At 51.0% G+C, this 16,622-nt stretch carries 13 protein-coding genes; 7 read left to right on the forward strand and 6 right to left on the reverse strand.

Annotation, left to right across the window (positions count from 1 at the left end):
• Window positions 1–89: 89 nt before the first annotated feature.
• Complete coding sequence (locus tag LK436_RS06640) at window positions 90–665, reverse strand: GNAT family N-acetyltransferase (RefSeq protein ID WP_227910181.1); 576 nt, start codon at window positions 663–665, stop codon at window positions 90–92.
• A 326-nt stretch (window positions 666–991) separates the two neighbouring features.
• On the opposite strand from LK436_RS06640, the gene LK436_RS06645 reads away from it, so the two are divergent.
• The 3 genes from LK436_RS06645 to LK436_RS06655 all read left to right on the forward strand — a co-directional run bounded on the left by LK436_RS06645 (window position 992) and on the right by LK436_RS06655 (window position 4,054).
• Window positions 992–1,996: a site-specific integrase gene (locus LK436_RS06645; protein WP_008397557.1), complete on the forward strand. Its 1,005-nt coding sequence runs from the start codon at window positions 992–994 to the stop codon at window positions 1,994–1,996.
• Between the two features lie 125 nt (window positions 1,997–2,121).
• Window positions 2,122–3,564, forward strand: a complete 1,443-nt coding sequence (locus tag LK436_RS06650; RefSeq protein WP_044931167.1) for a hypothetical protein — start codon at window positions 2,122–2,124, stop codon at window positions 3,562–3,564.
• Window positions 3,565–3,901: 337 nt separating this feature from the next.
• On the forward strand, window positions 3,902–4,054 hold the full coding sequence (locus LK436_RS06655; protein ID WP_008397554.1) for a hypothetical protein: 153 nt from the start codon (window positions 3,902–3,904) through the stop codon (window positions 4,052–4,054).
• A gap of 171 nt (window positions 4,055–4,225) precedes the next feature.
• On the opposite strand, the gene LK436_RS06660 is transcribed toward LK436_RS06655, so the two are convergent.
• The 5 genes from LK436_RS06660 to LK436_RS06680 form a co-directional block, all read right to left on the reverse strand.
• Window positions 4,226–4,624 (reverse strand): hypothetical protein, encoded by a 399-nt coding sequence (locus LK436_RS06660; RefSeq protein ID WP_015572906.1) that lies wholly within the window; start codon window positions 4,622–4,624, stop codon window positions 4,226–4,228.
• A gap of 416 nt (window positions 4,625–5,040) precedes the next feature.
• Window positions 5,041–6,405: a cell wall-binding protein gene (locus LK436_RS06665; protein WP_008397551.1), complete on the reverse strand. Its 1,365-nt coding sequence runs from the start codon at window positions 6,403–6,405 to the stop codon at window positions 5,041–5,043.
• A 497-nt stretch (window positions 6,406–6,902) separates the two neighbouring features.
• On the reverse strand, window positions 6,903–8,510 hold the full coding sequence (locus LK436_RS06670; RefSeq protein WP_008397546.1) for an aldolase catalytic domain-containing protein: 1,608 nt from the start codon (window positions 8,508–8,510) through the stop codon (window positions 6,903–6,905).
• A gap of 27 nt (window positions 8,511–8,537) precedes the next feature.
• On the reverse strand, window positions 8,538–9,197 hold the full coding sequence (locus LK436_RS06675) for an HAD hydrolase-like protein (protein WP_008397545.1): 660 nt from the start codon (window positions 9,195–9,197) through the stop codon (window positions 8,538–8,540).
• Between the two features lie 64 nt (window positions 9,198–9,261).
• Entirely contained in the window at window positions 9,262–10,044 is a 783-nt protein-coding gene (locus LK436_RS06680; protein WP_008397543.1) for a cytidylyltransferase domain-containing protein, read from the reverse strand.
• A gap of 280 nt (window positions 10,045–10,324) precedes the next feature.
• On the opposite strand from LK436_RS06680, the gene LK436_RS06685 reads away from it, so the two are divergent.
• From LK436_RS06685 to LK436_RS06700, 4 genes are all read left to right on the forward strand, one after another.
• Entirely contained in the window at window positions 10,325–12,253 is a 1,929-nt protein-coding gene (locus tag LK436_RS06685) for a thiamine pyrophosphate-binding protein (RefSeq protein WP_008397541.1), read from the forward strand.
• A gap of 28 nt (window positions 12,254–12,281) precedes the next feature.
• Entirely contained in the window at window positions 12,282–13,226 is a 945-nt protein-coding gene (locus LK436_RS06690; protein WP_008397540.1) for an NAD-dependent epimerase/dehydratase family protein, read from the forward strand.
• A gap of 108 nt (window positions 13,227–13,334) precedes the next feature.
• Window positions 13,335–14,435, forward strand: coding sequence for a glycosyltransferase family 2 protein (locus tag LK436_RS06695; protein WP_008397538.1), 1,101 nt, complete (start codon window positions 13,335–13,337; stop codon window positions 14,433–14,435).
• Window positions 14,425–16,611, forward strand: coding sequence for a glycosyltransferase family 2 protein (locus LK436_RS06700; RefSeq protein ID WP_008397537.1), 2,187 nt, complete (start codon window positions 14,425–14,427; stop codon window positions 16,609–16,611). The genes LK436_RS06695 and LK436_RS06700 overlap by 11 nt, the downstream gene beginning before the upstream one ends.
• The last annotated feature ends 11 nt before the right edge of the window (window positions 16,612–16,622 follow it).

The following is a 16,622-nucleotide window of genomic DNA, read 5'->3' on the forward strand; positions in this document are numbered from 1 at the left end:
CAGGCTTTTGTGTTATATAACAGGAAATTTCGTTCTCTGTTATATAAAAACGTTCCGCGGGGATCGCACTGGGTTGGACAGAGAGGACGCTACAGACGTTTTCCCAGAATCCAGCGCCGGAGCCCTCCGTATTTCAGAGCCTCCTCTATTTTTTCGTAGCCGAGACACTGGAAATTCCGGAGACTGTACAGATTTTCAGGGTGAACGGTTGCCATCAGGAAGCGATAGCCCATGGAGGCGGCTTTTTCCTCACCGGCCCTGAGAAGACGGCGCATCAGCCCGTTTCCGGTATAGGCTCTGCTGACCACAACTGTCTCCATGTGGGCCACAAGGGGGAGTTCCCGGGCAGACAGGTGAAGGGAAGAGCCCAGGTTATCACTGTCCAGGCCGGGAAAGCGGACGAGGAGGAAGGCTGCAATACTGCCCTGAGCGGGGATTGAGCCAGTGATATCTCTGTCGGGGGCGCTTCCTGCCGGAAGCTGGTTCTCCTCTTCCTCACAGACGGCTTTCAGGATAAATCCCTGCCGATCCATATGGTTTTCAATAAATTCCTGGTTATCCGGGCAGAACCACTCTTTTTGGGCAACAGTCTCTGCCCCCTCATTCATGAGTCGATAGATATTGGGGCTGTCTGACAGGACAGCAGGTATGATTGAAAAAGTCATGAAGGCCTCTCTTTCCGGAATCCCTCCTGGCAGGACTCCTCTCTGTTTTTTGTAATGCCGAATGCGGTTATGCAGTGCCCATATGCCTGCGTTTACCGGCTGCATAAAGGGATATTCTGCGGTACGGGCAGTCGCTATGGGACTGTACTATCTAAAAGTTTAATACAGAATCGGAAAAAAGGAAAGTAAAATGCAGATGCAGAGAAAAGAAATTTCAGGAGGCAGGAGGCTTCTGGAAGATAAATATTACAGGTATCTGTAAAAGAACTCCTTTGCTAAGATAGTTATTGTTTATAAATGGATAATAATGGTAAAGGAGAAGGAAGATGAACCGACAGACAGAAATGCAGACAGGAGAGGAATATGGAGGAGGCAGGCGGGAGATGACAGTAAAATCTCTCTGCGAAATATGGGAGGCTTCTGTCAGAAGCAGTGTAAAGCCCAGCACCTATGCCTGCTATGTGACGCTGATTGAAAAGCATATTCAGGCGGAGCTCGGAAACATGTCAGCGGGGAAGCTGACCAACCGGGTGATTCTGGAATTTGTGAGAAAGAAACAAAGGCAGGGACTTTCCGCAGGAACCGTCCGGCTGCTTCTTTTTTTGCTGAAACGCATCGTTCAGGCGGGAAAGGAGAGGGGGATATGGCCGGCAGAGGAACTCAGCTTCCGACAGCCAAGGCAGCTTTCAGGAGGGAAGAACATTATGGAATGGGAGGATTTCCACAAGATCCTCAGCTACCTTCTGCACTCCAGAAGGAGCTTTGATCTGGGACTTCTGATTTCCCTGAGCACCGGAATACGGGTGGGGGAGCTGTGCGGTATAAAATGGGGAGATATTGACCTGAAGGCAGGGATACTGAGAGTCAGAAGAACCGTTTCCAGGATACGCAATGTGGATATAGAGGAACAGCAAAAGCCGTTTCCGGCAAAACAGAGCAGAACGATTATACAGATTGGGCCTCCGAAAACAGAAACCTCCGTGCGCGATATTCCGCTTCCTCAGTTTCTCGTGGAGAGACTGAGGGAGAGGCAGGAGGAGCGCAGATTTTCCTCCCAGGCCTATGTGCTCACAGGAAGAGCGCAGTTTATGGAGCCGAGAGGGGTACAGAGGCGGTTTAAAAATCTCCTGAAAAAATGCGGGATTGAACCTGTCAATATTCACTCTCTCAGACATTCCTTTGCATCCAAATGGATTGAAAACGGGTTTGACAGCAAGGCTTTATCTGAAATTCTCGGACATTCCTCTGTCAAAATAACTATGGATATCTATGTTCACAGCAGCATGAGACAGAAGAAAAGCTATATGGATCGCGTATTGGACGGACTTTAAATCTTCGCATGGTGAACTGTTACAGAGAAAAATTCTTTAAAAATATATTAAAGGATTTATAATTGATAAAATATTTTCTCTGTGATAAGATGGATAACATAGCATGTACAATGAGGAGGTTTACCATGGATTCCTATCAGAATTATGAACAGGAAATTGATCTGAAGGATTTGATGTTCGCCGTGCTTCGCAGATGGCGTCCTATCATCCTGATTGCGATCATTTTCGCCCTTCTTCTGGGAGGCTTTAAGGCAGTCAGAGGTTTGGGACAGATGAAGGATGCAGAGTATGTTGCATCGAAACAGCAGGAATATGACAACAGCATGGATCAGTATGAAATGTCAAAGGAACGCCTGGAAAAGGAGATTGAAAATATCAAGGCGAGTCTGGAAAGCCAGAATGATTATATGGAAAATTCTGTTCTGATGAATATTAACCCATATGATGAGTATACGACAGCCGTATCATTTTACGTGGCTACCGATTACCAGATTATGCCTGGCATGGCCTACCAGAACCCCAACACAGCTTCCAGCATTATGGCAGCCTATATGTCCATGATCCAGAGCGGAGAGATGTACAATTATGTGTTAAAGAAAATGGAGCCGTCCCTGGAGCTTCGTTACCTGCAGGAGCTGGTGACAGTAGAGCCTGATTATGACAACAATATGTTCAATGTCCGTGTAATCAGCAGTACAGAGGAGGGGGCAGAGCAGATTATGTCCCTGATCATGGAATCTCTGAACGAATATCAGGCCGTGATAACCCAGAAAATAGGCCCTCATACACTTAACATGATTCAGGATACAGGCGCTGCAGGTCCATCGGCAGCTCCCGGCGGTGAGATGAGTCAGACACCGGAGGTGTACACTACCGTAGATCTGGAGCTTGAGAAAAAGCAGCAGGATCAGTCTGCCAGAACACAAACTCTGAACCAGAGTCTCACAGATAAAACAAAGGAACTGAATGAGCTGAAGGAACCGGCCAATACACTGCCCAGCACAGGGAGCGCGCTGAAATCGGCTGTGAAATATGGAGTGCTTGGCGGAGTCCTGGGCGCATTCTTAGCTGTATTTTTTATCTGCGTCTCATTTCTGATGAGCGACAAGCTGGCAAATGACAGAGAGCTTCGCCGCCGCTATGGCCTTATGGTGCTCGGTGTATTTGACAGCGGGGAGAAAAAGGGCCTGTTTGCTTTTGTAGACCGATTTATAGACCGCATGGAGGGAACGGCAGCCAGAAAAATGAGCAGCGCGCAGGCCTGCAGCGTGGTAGCTGCCAATGTGATGAACTATGCAGGAGAGGCAAAGCAGATCCTGCTTGTCACATCCACAGATGCGGGAGTGCTTGATACAGTGAATGAAGAGCTGTCAGCTGTCCTTCCCTCCCTCACGCTGACTTCCGGAGGAAATCTGGACAGGGAGGCAGAGGCGATAAGGAAGGCCGCGTCCTGTGATGCCGTAATCCTGGTAGAGAAGAGAAAGGAGTCCTCCTTCACGGGAATCGAGAGGGAGCTTGAGATTGTGAAGAGCCTTGACAAAAAGATTTTAGGCTGCGTTGTCCTCTAATAGACGGGCAAAATTTTCAGCAGACTGCCAAAAGAGCAGGCGCATCCTCAGGCATCTTCAGCAGGCTGCTCGGCAAGTATCCGTCGAAAGAAGTTTTCTGTATGGCACAGAGCAAAAGTCTGAGATTAGGACAGATACAGGAAATTTTGAACGGCGGATACTTTTTTGATCAGCTTCATCAGGTGGAAGGGATGTTATTATCCCAATAATGACAATATATTTTGGGAAAATCAGATTAATCAAGCGATATGTCGAAAATTGCGTCCGAATTCACTTCCATTTTAAGGGAAAATAGGCTATAACTGGATTAGCAATCGCAAAAACAGGAGGATTAGGGATGGATGCGGTAACACAGACGGAAAATCTGATAAAAGAGGTGGAGAGGCTGAAAAGTGAGAATGAAACTCTTTTCAAAACAGTGCTGCAGATGAAACAGACACTGGACAGACTGATTATTAAATATATAGAGAACGGAAAGCAGGAAGCGTGAGAAAAAAGAGGCGAATGGTGCAGAACAGAAATTCTGCAGGCAAACTTGGAAATTACGATACGAAGAAGAAAAATCCCGGCATCGGCTGTTAGAAGATGAGAAGAAGACTCAGACAGGCGTCTGCCGGATATTTTTTGCCTGAGAAGCGACGGCATAGGCTGCCGGTATTCGTCAGGTCAGCTTTTTGTTTTTCATTGTCAAATCCCAGATAGTAGCGTGCATCCAGGTGACAGTATCATTCAGCTTTTTGTTGTCATCACGCAGGCGTTCAACCTCCTGGGTGAGTTCCCGAATCTGTACTGCCTGTTTTGCAATGACTGCGCGGCTGTTATACTGCCTCTCAGGTTCTGTGATTCTCTGGACAACGGAGCAGTTGGGCACTGCATCGCCCAGGATCTGGCTTCCGATTAATTCATCACGCATCTCATAGTCCAGATTCATGAAATTTTGATAAGTCATGGGGAGTTTGGTCATGGAAGCGCTGCACTTAGGGCAGACTGCGTTTTTGGGAAGCTGGTAGTAGGCATAGTAGCCGCATTGCGAACAGTAGAAAACCGTTAATTCTCTCATATATCCCTCCTGATATTCCTTAGAGCACCTTTGAAAACTCTGTCCTGCCACCCGCTGCGAAGAGATATGGCAGATAACAGGGATGAGTCAGCCTTCAGATATACTTTAGCCGTCCTATTAAAAAAACGACAGAAATAACCGAAATATGACTGAAAAATGAAAAAAATATAAATTTTGACCCATGCTTTCTGCGGCAGGAGCTGTATCTGATTTTTTCAGGAGGTTTCCCGGGATGCGAAATCAAATATCCGTTCGGCAGCAATCTGAAAAAAGCGGCCCCGGCAAAGAGTAGGAAAGAGCAGCAGACCTTTACAGCCCGCTGCTTTCCCGCGGCGCTCTCTGCCGGGAAATGGCCGCAAAGCAGGAGAGGCGCTGCAGCGGCAGCCCTCTCCTGTTGAACGGATGACTTATATATTTTACTGGATGATTCCCTCTGTGTCAACTGTCCATACCGTATCGTTGGAATCTTTGTAGTCTCTGAAGCCCTTTCCAAGCTCTGGCTTGGCATCAGAGGTGGAAGAGGCGGAGGATTTCTGGATCGTACCGCTGGTGTTTACCAGATAAGTCTTGTCTCCGGCCTGAACCGGCTCATAGCGGAGCTCCGGATCTGCCTTTTTCATAAGGCCTCCTGCATAGACACGGTTGTCCTTCTCACCGGTGTAACCCTGTCCCTTCTTGGAACCGCTCGGATAGAAGTACCAGATCTGGTTTTCCTCCAAATCTTCATCGTAGATCGTCTGCTTGCCTGTCTTCATGATACCGTCGTCGCCGAAGTAGTAATTGGCCTCTGTGCCGTCCTTAGTTGTGAGTTTCTGAAGTCCCGTCTGCATCTCTCCTTTTTCATTAAAGGCATAGCGCTCGGAATTGATATTGAAGAGTTCCAGACCTTCGGTCTCAGAGTAGTAGGGTTTTCCGTCCTTAAAGTAGAAGTAGTATTCCTCGCCCTCCTCGCTGATTCCTTCCACACCCTCGATAACATACCATCCGGAGGCACGCTTTCCGCCCAGCTCCTTATCGTAGTATCGATAGTCAGCCAGAGGATTCGAAGCAGAACTGCCGCCTTCCTCACCGTCAGAAGAGCCGCCTGCAGTATCCGACACCTTTACCCAGCCGGTCTGCATCTGTCCGTCTTTAAAGGTATAGTAGAAGCCGTCGATTTTTCTGTCAATCTGATCTTTTACGAGTTTTCCGTCCTGATCAAAGTAGCACCAGATCCCCTCGTCGTCGGTATCCTCAGTGATCTCCTCGAGAAGCACCCAGCCTGTTCTTCTGGCTCCGTCATTCTCGGCGCCCAGATAGTAGGTTTCGCCGTCCAGTTCAAGAAGGCCTGTCTGCATGATGCCGTCGCCGTCAAAATAGTACCAGTTATTATTCACAGACATCCATTTGGAAGTTACAATCTTTCCGTTTTTGTCAAAGTAGTTCCACTCTGTATCAGCGGCAGAGTCAGGGGAATCATAGGTTTCCTCTCCCTCAGGGGATACCCATTTATTTTTAACCATCTTTCCGTCGCCGTCAACATAGTATTCATCCACCCTCTCATTGACAGTCACATCACCGTCGTCATTGAGGTAATACCAGTCATTTCCGCGCTTCTTCCAGGTGTTGGACTCCATGTATCCGTCCTCATCGTAGAAGTGCCAGCCCCCATCTTCTTCAACCCATCCGTTTTCAGCAGCGTAGGCTTCCATTAAAAAACTGCTTCTCATCACATTGGGTGCAGACACAGCCATCATGGCAGCAGCAGATAACACAGCGATCAGTTTGGTTGTTTTTCTCATTTAACAATCTCTCCTTTTTCATGAATGGTGTTTTTTGAAAATCCATCGTTGCATTACGGTGCTTATTATAGCGTGCCGTTTCGGGCTTTGAAAGTGCAGGTTGCTGGAAGGAATGGAAGGTGAGGGAAGCGATAGGCGGACAGTGGAAGAGAGCGGGCAGCAGAACTGGAAAGAGTTCGCCCGGAGATAAGAAGTCTGCCGCGGAAAAAAGCCTTAAAAACTGGGTTTTCCGGGGAGAAGGCCGGAAACATAGGGGTCAGGGGCACAGGAAACGGAGGGAGAATGTGGCAGGAAGAAAAATGAGAAGGATTCCGGGAGAGAGGTGAAAGAAGGGCCGGTCTGGTGAGGAAAAATGAAAAAAAGCCGTCACAGCTCTGCGGCAGAGCCATGACGGTCCGGGCTGCAGAACGCAGCCGTTCACTGTTCAGAAGAAATTTCGCCTTATGCCAGATAAAGCGCTCTGCGCGGCGAGCACCCTCTGGAGGATACCGGCTTTGTTATTCGGCATACCAGGAATCTGTAACAAAGTCCACAGTCAAGCTGTCCTGGAGTTTTTTCAGAACTTCCTTTACATAGGTGTTCAGATTCATGGATTTTTCTTTTCCGATCCGGTAGTCCATATCGGCGTTAAAATAATTTTCACCGCCCACGCTGTAGCCGTCAAAACCGGCGCAGGATACGCGGGAAACCCCTGTCTTCACGAGGACGTTCAGGAGCATGACAAAGGAGTTGTCTATGATTTCCGCATTCCTGTCGATGAGAGAGCTGTAGTTCAGGGTGTAATCAAAGCTGCCCTTTACATTGGTCACATTGGAGGTGGCGATTACCTTTACGATAGAGCCGCCCTGCTGCTTTAGCTCTAAGAGCCGTGTTCCCAGCTGCACGTACCGCCTGGAATTGCTCAGGAAGGCGAAATCCACGGGGATATCATCCGGGATATAGTTAACCGAGATGACAATGGGATGGTTTTCGCGGATGAACTGGTCAATGCGGCTCCTCTGAAGCTCCATATTCCGCCCAGGACCCAGGAGAAGGAGAGTTTTTCCTGCCCACTGGTCGGACAGCTTTTTTAAGTCCTCCCCGTCGCTGCACTCCATATTCTGATAGCTCAGATACAGGCTTTCAATATAATCTTTGTCGTACATGAGCTTTTTCTCAGGTTCAATCCGGTCGAGAATTACATTTAAGGATTTCAGGGACAGCGTGTGCTTGTCCATCAGGAATTTGACGTAGTTTGGATGACAGTTGTTGGAAGCCGCAATATAGAAGAAAAGACTGTAGCCCCAGGGACTTTTCTCGAAAAACGGCATAATATTGATGTCGATGGCCTCTAACATCTGGCTGGTGTCATAGGATTTTCCGTAGAGGGCGTTCATGTGCATGGAAATCAGCTCAATGGGAAGATTTCCGGCGCTCTTTCCCATGCCGTAGAGAGAGGCGTCCACGAGAACCGTGCGGTCTACCGGCTTGCTCAGCATTTCCATGCTGTTGGCATATGCCATCTGGAAATTGTTGTGGGAGTGGTAGCCGATGGAGATCTCGGGATTTAAGTTGTGGTCGAGGATCTCAAAGTAGTGCAGAAGGCTGCTCTGGTGCAGAAGTCCGTAGGTATCCACCATGGAGAGGGCGTAGGGATTCAGCTCGTTGACCAGATCGATGAGATCGAGAAGTTCTCTGTCAGAATAGCTGGTGATGGAGACGGCCTGCACGAATACCTGGTAGCCAAGAGCCTTCACCTGGGTGCAGAAGGCCAGGGCTTCTCTCATCACCTGCTTTTTGAAAATTACACGGATGCCGTCGAGACAGCTCTCGCTGCAGGGAGAGAGGTGCTCGATGGAGCAGGTTCCGTAATCGATCATGCCCACCAGCATGGTGCTGCCCTTGTCCAGATGACCGAACAGGCGGTCTGCGCTGGCAGTGTCGGGCATGATTGTGCGGTTTCTGTCAAAGGGACGCCGTTCGTCCAGAAAGCCGATCTCGAGAATGTCGACGCCTGAGCTGATCAGGCGCTCGAAGATGCTTACCATGCTGTCGTGTCCAAAGTTCCAGTCATTGACATAGCCTCCGTCGCGGAGGGTGCAGTCAAGAAGTTTTACCTGTTTCATGTATGTCTGTCCTTTCTTCAGATACTATTATAGATGTGCCGCTCCGAGAAACTCTGCGATCTCGGACACCCGGTCTGCCGTAAACACGGGGGAGTAGCGTTCCTCCCACTCTTTTTTTGTCTTGGGGCCAAAGCCGAAGGTGACAGCCATGAAATCAGTGCCGGCTGCCTTCGCTCCGCCTGCGTCGGAGGCGGTATCCCCGATGAGAAGCGCTTCCTTCGGGGAAAGATTCAGTCCGTCGAGACATTTGTGCAGTACATCAACCTTCTGCATCTTGCTGGCAAAATCGCTGCCGCAGATGAGATCACAGCGCTCTGCGATGCCGAAATGTTCGAGGATCGTGAGGGCATAGTCCTCCCGCTTCAGAGTGGCCACCCCGATTAAAAATCCCTGGCTCTTCAGGCGCTCGAGAAGAGGGAGAATTCCGTCGTAGGGGCGCGCCTTGAGGAGATCCACATTCTTATACTGGTCGCGGAACACTGCCGTGGCCCGGTCAGCCTCGGCGTCATCCAGTCCGTAGTGTTCCATCAGGGAACGCTTGACCGGAGGGCCGATAAAGGTCAGAAGTGTTTCCTCGGGAAGCTCCCTGTAGCCCATGGTTTTTATGGTGTGACGGACGCTGGATAAAACCCCCTCGGAAGTGTCGAGAAGGGTACCGTCCAGGTCGAAAATAATTCCTCTGTACATGTGGTTTAGTCCTCCGTAAAATAAAATCTGTGTGAGGGGAAGCCGCCGTTTCGGCAGCTCCCACTCAGCCGGATGTGAGCATCCGGCTGACCTCGGCCAGATCCTTTCTCGTGTCCACGGACAGAGAAGGATGGCCTGTATCGACGAAAAAGACGGGAACGCCTTTTTCCATAAAGCGCAGCAGATCACATTCCTCGATGGTTTCAAGGATTCCCCTCGGCGTTTCCTCAAAAAAGCGAAGGGCTTCCCGGGTGTAGACGCCGATACTTGCAAATTTCCTGTAGGTGAAATTTAAACTCCCCTTGGGGTAGGGGATGGGAAATCTCGAGGTGTAGAGTCCCACGCCGAAATCTCCGCATACCACCTTGATGTTGGTGGTGTCCATAGCCTCTGCCGGCGAAGAGACAGGCGCCATGGCGTTTACCACAAACAGGCCGGAGCGGACGCCTGCGGCAAGCTCCTCCCTTCCGGGGAAAAGCGGCTCTGGGGACTGGATTAGCTTCAGGGCCCGGCGGACGGTGGAGTCAATGTCACTGCCGGTCAGAAGAGGTTCATCCCCTCCGATCATCACGTGGAGGCTGGCATCCGTTTTCTTTGCTGCCTCACAGAGACGGGAGGTGGGATTTTCATGATCCGGGCTGGTCATCAGGACGGGGATTCCCTCCTGGCGGCAGGCTTCCTCGATCAGCGGACTTTCAGTGGCCACAAAAAGCTCCGTCAGCAGCCGGGAGCGGGAGGCCTGCTCAAACACCCGAAACAGCATGGGACGCCCCTCCAGCATAGCCAGAGGCTTTCCGGGAAAACGGGATGAGCCGTACCGTGCCGGGATAATGCCTGTAATTTTCATAAAATTTACCAGCCTTTCTCAAAATCTTATTTCATTATTATAAAAAGAATCATGGTAAAACACAAGACAAAGTGGCAAAATACCGGAAATATCGGAGAAATGTAAGAAAAAGTTTAATAGGCATTTACGGGAAAGTGTGATATACTGAGCGTGGGTTTTCAGAAACTTAATACTTTGTTAACATAACTGTAAAATATATAGCCTGTGTAAATTTCAGGAAAAGAAACGGAAAAAATTTACAAGCTGCAGGGAAATAAGAAGAGAGTGAGGAGAAGCGCGAATGCGGATAAAGGTATCCAATTATATTGCAAAAAAGCTGCTGGAGGCAGGCATTACCGATGTGTTTATGATAACCGGAGGCGGCGCCATGCATCTGGATGATGCCCTGGGACACCAGGAAGGGCTGAACTGTATTTTCAATCACCACGAGCAGGCTTGTGCCATGGCGGCAGAGGCCTATGCGAGAGTGCACGGCAAGATTGCCGCCGTCTGTGTGACCACGGGGCCGGGAGGAATCAACGCCATGACAGGAGTGGCGGGAGGCTATCTGGACTCTATTCCCATGTTTATCGTGTCAGGGCAGGTGCGCTACGACACCATGTCCAGAAGCACGGGACTGCATTTGAGAGCTATGGGGGATCAGGAGTTTGACATCACCCGCTCTGTGGCCAATATGACGAAATACACGGAAATGATCATTGATCCCATGAGAATCAGGTTCTGCATGGAGAAGGCGCTGTATCTGGCATACGCAGGACGTCCGGGCCCTGTATGGCTGGATGTGCCGTTAAATGTCCAGGCAGCCGAGGTGGAGACAGATGACCTGGTAGGCTTTGACAGAGAGGATTATGAGGCAGGAGGAACCGGCTGGGCCTGCGAAAGCGGCGCCGAGATCCCGGAGGATACAGCCGGGAAGGGAGAGTACCGCGCTCTGCTTCCGAAAAAGGTGACGAAGGAAACAGCCAGGGAAATTGTGAGAAAGGTCAGAAGCGCCAGGAGGCCTGTGATCAATGCCGGAAACGGAATCCGGATCGCCGGCGCTCATGAAGTATTTATGCGCGTCGTGGACGCCCTGGGAATCCCGGTTGTGACGGGAGCCGACAGCATTGACTGTATCTGGGACGAACATCCTCTCTACACGGGAAAGGGAGGAAATGTGGGAGATCGGGCAGGCAACTTTGCCATTCAGAACAGCGATCTGCTCCTCTCCCTGGGAAGCCGCCTGAGCTTCCGCCAGGTCGGATACAGGTTTGACACCTGGGCAAGGGAGGCCTACACGATTATCAACGACATCGATGCGGAGGAGCTCAAAAAGCCTACCCTCCATGTGGACATGCCGGTCCATGCAGACGTAAAAGATCTGCTGGAAACCATAGAGGAGGTTCTTAAGGAGGATGAGAGCCTCGCAAGGGACGCCATGGACGGAGAGATAAGGAAGGCACAGGATGCCTGGGTGGAAAGATGCCAAAACTGGAAGAAAAAGTATCCGGTCGTATTAAAGCGCCACATGGAGGGCGGCACGGAGCATGAGGCAAACGTATATGCCTTTGCCCATGAGCTGAGCGCAAGACTTCTGGAGGATCAGATTGTGGTTGTGGGAAACGGCTCTGCCAACGTGGTCTGCGGCCATGCCAATATTATGAAGAAGGGGCAGCGGTTTATCTCCAATTCCGGGATCGCATCCATGGGCTATGGCCTTCCGGCCTCTATCGGCGCCTGCATTGCAGACCATACCCATGATATTATCCTTGTGACGGGAGACGGAAGCATACAGATGAACCTTCAGGAGCTTCAGACGGTAATCGGAAGATGGCTTCCCATTAAAATCTTTGTGATCAACAACGGCGGCTACCACTCCATCAGACAGACGCAGAAGAATTTCTTCGGTGAGCCCCTGGTGGGAGTGGGCGTGGACAGCGGAGATCTGACCTTCCCCAGCATGGAAAAGCTGGCCTGGGCTTACGGCTTCCCCTACGTTTCCATCCGCGGAAACAGGGAGCTGGACGAAAAGCTGGAGGAGGCGCTGGCTATTGACGGGCCGGTGATCTGCGAGGTGTTCGTGACCATGGACCAGAACTTTGAGCCCAAGTCGGCTGCCAAGAAGCTGCCGGACGGGACGCTGGTGTCCCCGCCTCTTGAGGATCTGGCACCCTTCCTTTCCGACGAGGAGATGGATGAGAATATGATTATTGAGCGGATCAAAAAATAAGAGGACGTATCAGTTTGGAGGACAGTTTATGAGGATAGTTGCTACAGGGGCCACGAGCTTTGTGGGAAGCGGGGCAGTGAAGGCCCTGCTTGACCGGGGGCACGAGGTTTACGCGGTACTCAGAAAGGGCTCTGTGAAGGCAGACAGGCTGCTTACGGATGGAAAGCTGCCGGACGGTCTGGTGATTCTCGAGGAGGATCTGGGACATCTGGATCAGCTTGCCGGAAGAATTCCGGAGCCCTGCGACGTGTTTCTCCATATGGGCTGGAAGGGCGCGGGGAGTGATTCCCGTGCCGCTTTGGCCATTCAGGAGGAAAATGCCCGGGACGCCCTTAAGGCTGTGAAGGCTGCAAGGGCTCTGGGCTGCAGACGGTTTCTGTTTACCGGCTCTCAGGCAGAGTATGGAATCCATGATTCCCTGATGGGGGAGGATGCCGAGTGCAGACCTACCTCCCCGTACGGAGCCGCGAAGCTGAGGGTGTGCAGGGAGGCGCCTGCCCTCTGCCGGGAGCTTTCCATGGATTACGGACATGCAAGAATCTTCAGCACCTATGGGCCGGGAGATCACCCCTGGTCCCTTCTCTCTACCTGTGTGAAGACCTTTCTCGCAGACGGAGTGATGGAGATGGGAGACTGCACACAGATGTGGAATTTCCTGTATATCGACGATGCGGCCCGGGCTATTGCCGCGCTCTGCGAGTACAGAGGAAGCCTGATGGAGCAGGGGAGCGTGTTCAATCTGGGCGGTCCCATGGAGGAAACCAGGCCTCTCAGGGAATTTGTGGAGACAGTCCACGAGATGTGCCAGGGGAGGGGAACCTGTGTCTACGGTGTGAGAAAGCCCAACGCTGAGGGCGTGGTGAACCTGATTCCAGACATTTCAAAGATGGAGCGCGTCACTGGGTGGAAGCCGGCAGTCCGTTTCCGGGAGGGAATGGAGGCTGTGCTTCAGAAAGCAGTCCGCTTATCTTAAGAAAAATGTCCCTTGTAAAATAACGGGGGGAAGATTAGAATAGATAAATAATCTGATTGGATATACCGGAGATCTGAAAAACAGGACAGGAAGAGAGAATAGTTTGCGATGAAGAAGATCAGCATTTTAATTCCATGCTATAATGAAGAGGAAAATGTGGGGCCGATCAGCGAGGCCGTGGTGGAAACCGTCACCAGGGATCTGCCGGAGTATGACTACGAGCTGGTATTTATTGACAATGATTCTACGGATCAGACCAGACCGATTCTCCGGGAATTGTGCAGGAAAAACCCAAAGATCAAGGCGATTTTCAATGCAAAAAATTTTGGACAGTTCAATTCTCCCTACTACGGGCTTTTGCAGGTGACAGGCGACTGCGTGATCAGCATGGTAGCTGATTTCCAGGATCCGGTGGAGCTGATTCCAAAGTATGTGCGGGAGTGGGAAAAGGGCTATAAGATTGTAATCGGCATCAAGACGGGCAGCAAGGAAAATCCTATCATGTACAGTCTCAGGAGCTTCTATTACAGGCTGATTAAGAAGCTCTCCGATGTGGAGCAGATTGAGCACTTTACTGGTTCCGGGCTCTATGACAGGGATTTTATCGAGGTGCTCAGAAATCTTGACGATCCCACTCCGTTTCTGCGGGGAATTGTGGCGGAGCTGGGCTATAAGAGAAAGGAAATCCCCTATATCCAGCCTCAGAGAAGAGCGGGCAAGACCCACAATAACTTTTATAAGCTATACGACGCGGCCATGCTCAGTATAACCTCCTACACAAAGGTGGGGCTCAGGCTTGCGACGATTTTCGGAAGCATCTGCGCCGGAATCAGCATAATCGTGGCCTTTGTCTATCTGGTGCTGAAGCTCCTTCACTGGAACGATTTCCCGGCAGGCATGGCTCCTATGTTGATCGGCATGTGCTTTCTGGGCTCTGTCCAGATTTTCTTTATCGGGCTTGTGGGAGAGTACATTCTTTCCATCAACGCCAGGGTGATGAAGCGTCCTCTTGTGGTGGAGGAGGAGAGAATTAACTTTGGCACAGACACCGGGACGAATCCGGCGCAGCAGGAAGAGCTTTCAAAAGAGGACGGGCAGGTTCCTGCAGCCGCAGAGCCCACAGACAGCGGTCCTCAAACAGCGGTCCTCAAACAGCAGAGCGTTCGGGCGCAGATTCTGACAGGACAGGAGATAATGCATGAAATTTAATGTAGATGTAGTGAGAATACGCGAAAATTCCATACAGCTGAACGGATGGGCCATCGGAAAGACGCCGGACGCGAAGATCGCCTACGACGTGGAGGATGGAAACCACCGCCATCTGGACCATAAATATGTGGCCACCAGGCGGGACGATGTAAGCCAGATCTATTTTGGAAGCGTCCTGGATAGGGAGTTTGGATTTGACATCCAGTTTCCCTACGAGCGGGGGAAGGAGTACTACCTGGTGATCCGCGGGGAGGGGCGCAGAATCCGCGTAAAGTACAACGAGGAGCTGATCGCAAAGCGCAGCAGCGTCGCCCACAAGAAGATGCAGAAGATAAAGGATCTGATGAATATGGAAACCGTCCGGGTAGCCTTTGATTTCTGGAAGGAGAACGGACTTCGGGCGCTGATCAAAAAATCTAAGCACAAGATCCAGGGGATTGACAATGACTACGACTATGGAGAGTGGTATGAGCTGACCAAGCCCACAGAGGAGGAGCTTTCTGAGCAGAGAGCGACCGTATTTGAGTATATGCCCAAGCTCTCCATCGTGATTCCGGCCTACAAGACGCCGGAGCGGTATCTGAAGGAGATGCTGAATTCCATTCTTGCCCAGACCTATGAAAACTGGGAGGTATGCGTGGCAGACGGAAGCCCGGCGGGAGAAGGAATCGAGAGGGTGCTCAGGCGGTACGCGGAGAAGGATCAGCGTTTTAAATATGTGATTCTGGGGGAGAATAAGGGAATCTCCGGGAACACCAACGCTGCCATGGACATGGCAGTGGGGGATTTCATCGTGCTGGCGGATCACGACGACACGCTCCCGCCGCATGCGCTTTTCGAGGTGGCGAAGGCCATCAACGAGCATCCGGGGGCAGATGTGATCTATTCTGACGAGGACAAGATGGATATGGACGGCGGCGCCCTCTTCGATCCCCATTTCAAGCCTGACTTCAATATCGATCTGTTAAGGAGCGTCAACTACATCTGCCATCTGTTTGTGGTAAGCCATGATCTGGCGGCCCGGGTGGGAGGATTCAGGCAGGAATTTGACGGCGCCCAGGACTATGATTTTATTTTCCGATGCACGGAGGGAGCCTCAGAGGTCTGTCATATCCCCAAGGTGCTGTATCACTGGCGCTGCCACCAGAATTCCACCGCCAGCAACCCGGAGAGCAAGCTCTATGCCTTTGAGGCAGGCTCGCGGGCCATTATGGCCCACTATAAGCGGGTGGGCATTGAGGCTGAGCGTGTGGAAAAGGGAGTGGACTACGGAATCTACCACTCCATCTACAAAATCAAGGGAGAGCCTCTGGTGTCAGTGATCATTCCAAACAAGGATCACAGGCAGGATCTGGATCTGTGCATCCGTTCCATAAGCGAGAGGGCCACCTACAAAAATCTGGAGTTCATCGTGGTGGAGAATAACAGCACCGAGCCGGAAACCTTTGCCTACTATGAAAAAATCCAGAAGGAATTCCCCAATGTCCGCGTGGTAAGATGGGAGCGGGAGTTCAACTATTCCGCTATTAATAATTTCGGTGTGACCTTTGCAAAGGGCGAGTATCTGCTCTTCTTAAACAACGACACGGAGCCTATTGAACCGAGATTTATCGAGGAGATGCTGGGTCTGTGCCAGAGGGACGATGTGGGAATCGTGGGAGCGAGACTTCTGTATCAGGATGACACCATCCAGCACGCAGGCGTGGTGGTGGGGTTCGGCGGCATTGCCGGACATACCTTTATCGGCCTTCACAAGGCTGAGAACAGCTATTTCCACCGGGCTATGAGCACGCAGGACTACAGCGCCGTGACGGCAGCCTGCATGATGAGCAAAAAGAGTATTTTCCAGCAGGTAGGGGGATTTACGGAGGAGCTTGCCGTGGCGTTTAATGACATTGACTACTGCATGAAGGTAAGGGCAGCAGGAAAGCTGGTGGTCTACAACCCTTACGCTCTTCTCTATCACTATGAGTCCAAGTCCAGAGGACTTGAGGACACGCCGGAGAAGATTGCCAGATTCAACCGGGAGATCCGGATTTTTGCCGACCGCTGGCCGGAGATTCTTGAGAAGGGAGATCCCTACTACAATCCGAACCTGACTCTCAGAAAATCCAATTTTGCCCTCAGGGATTTAAAGAAAGAGGGCATCGGAGAGCCATATAAATTAGAGGTTTAGAGGCGGTTTTG

It is taken from the genome of Clostridium sp. M62/1, assembly GCF_020736365.1.
GTDB classification, from domain to species: Bacteria; Bacillota; Clostridia; order Lachnospirales; family Lachnospiraceae; genus Otoolea; species Otoolea saccharolyticum_A.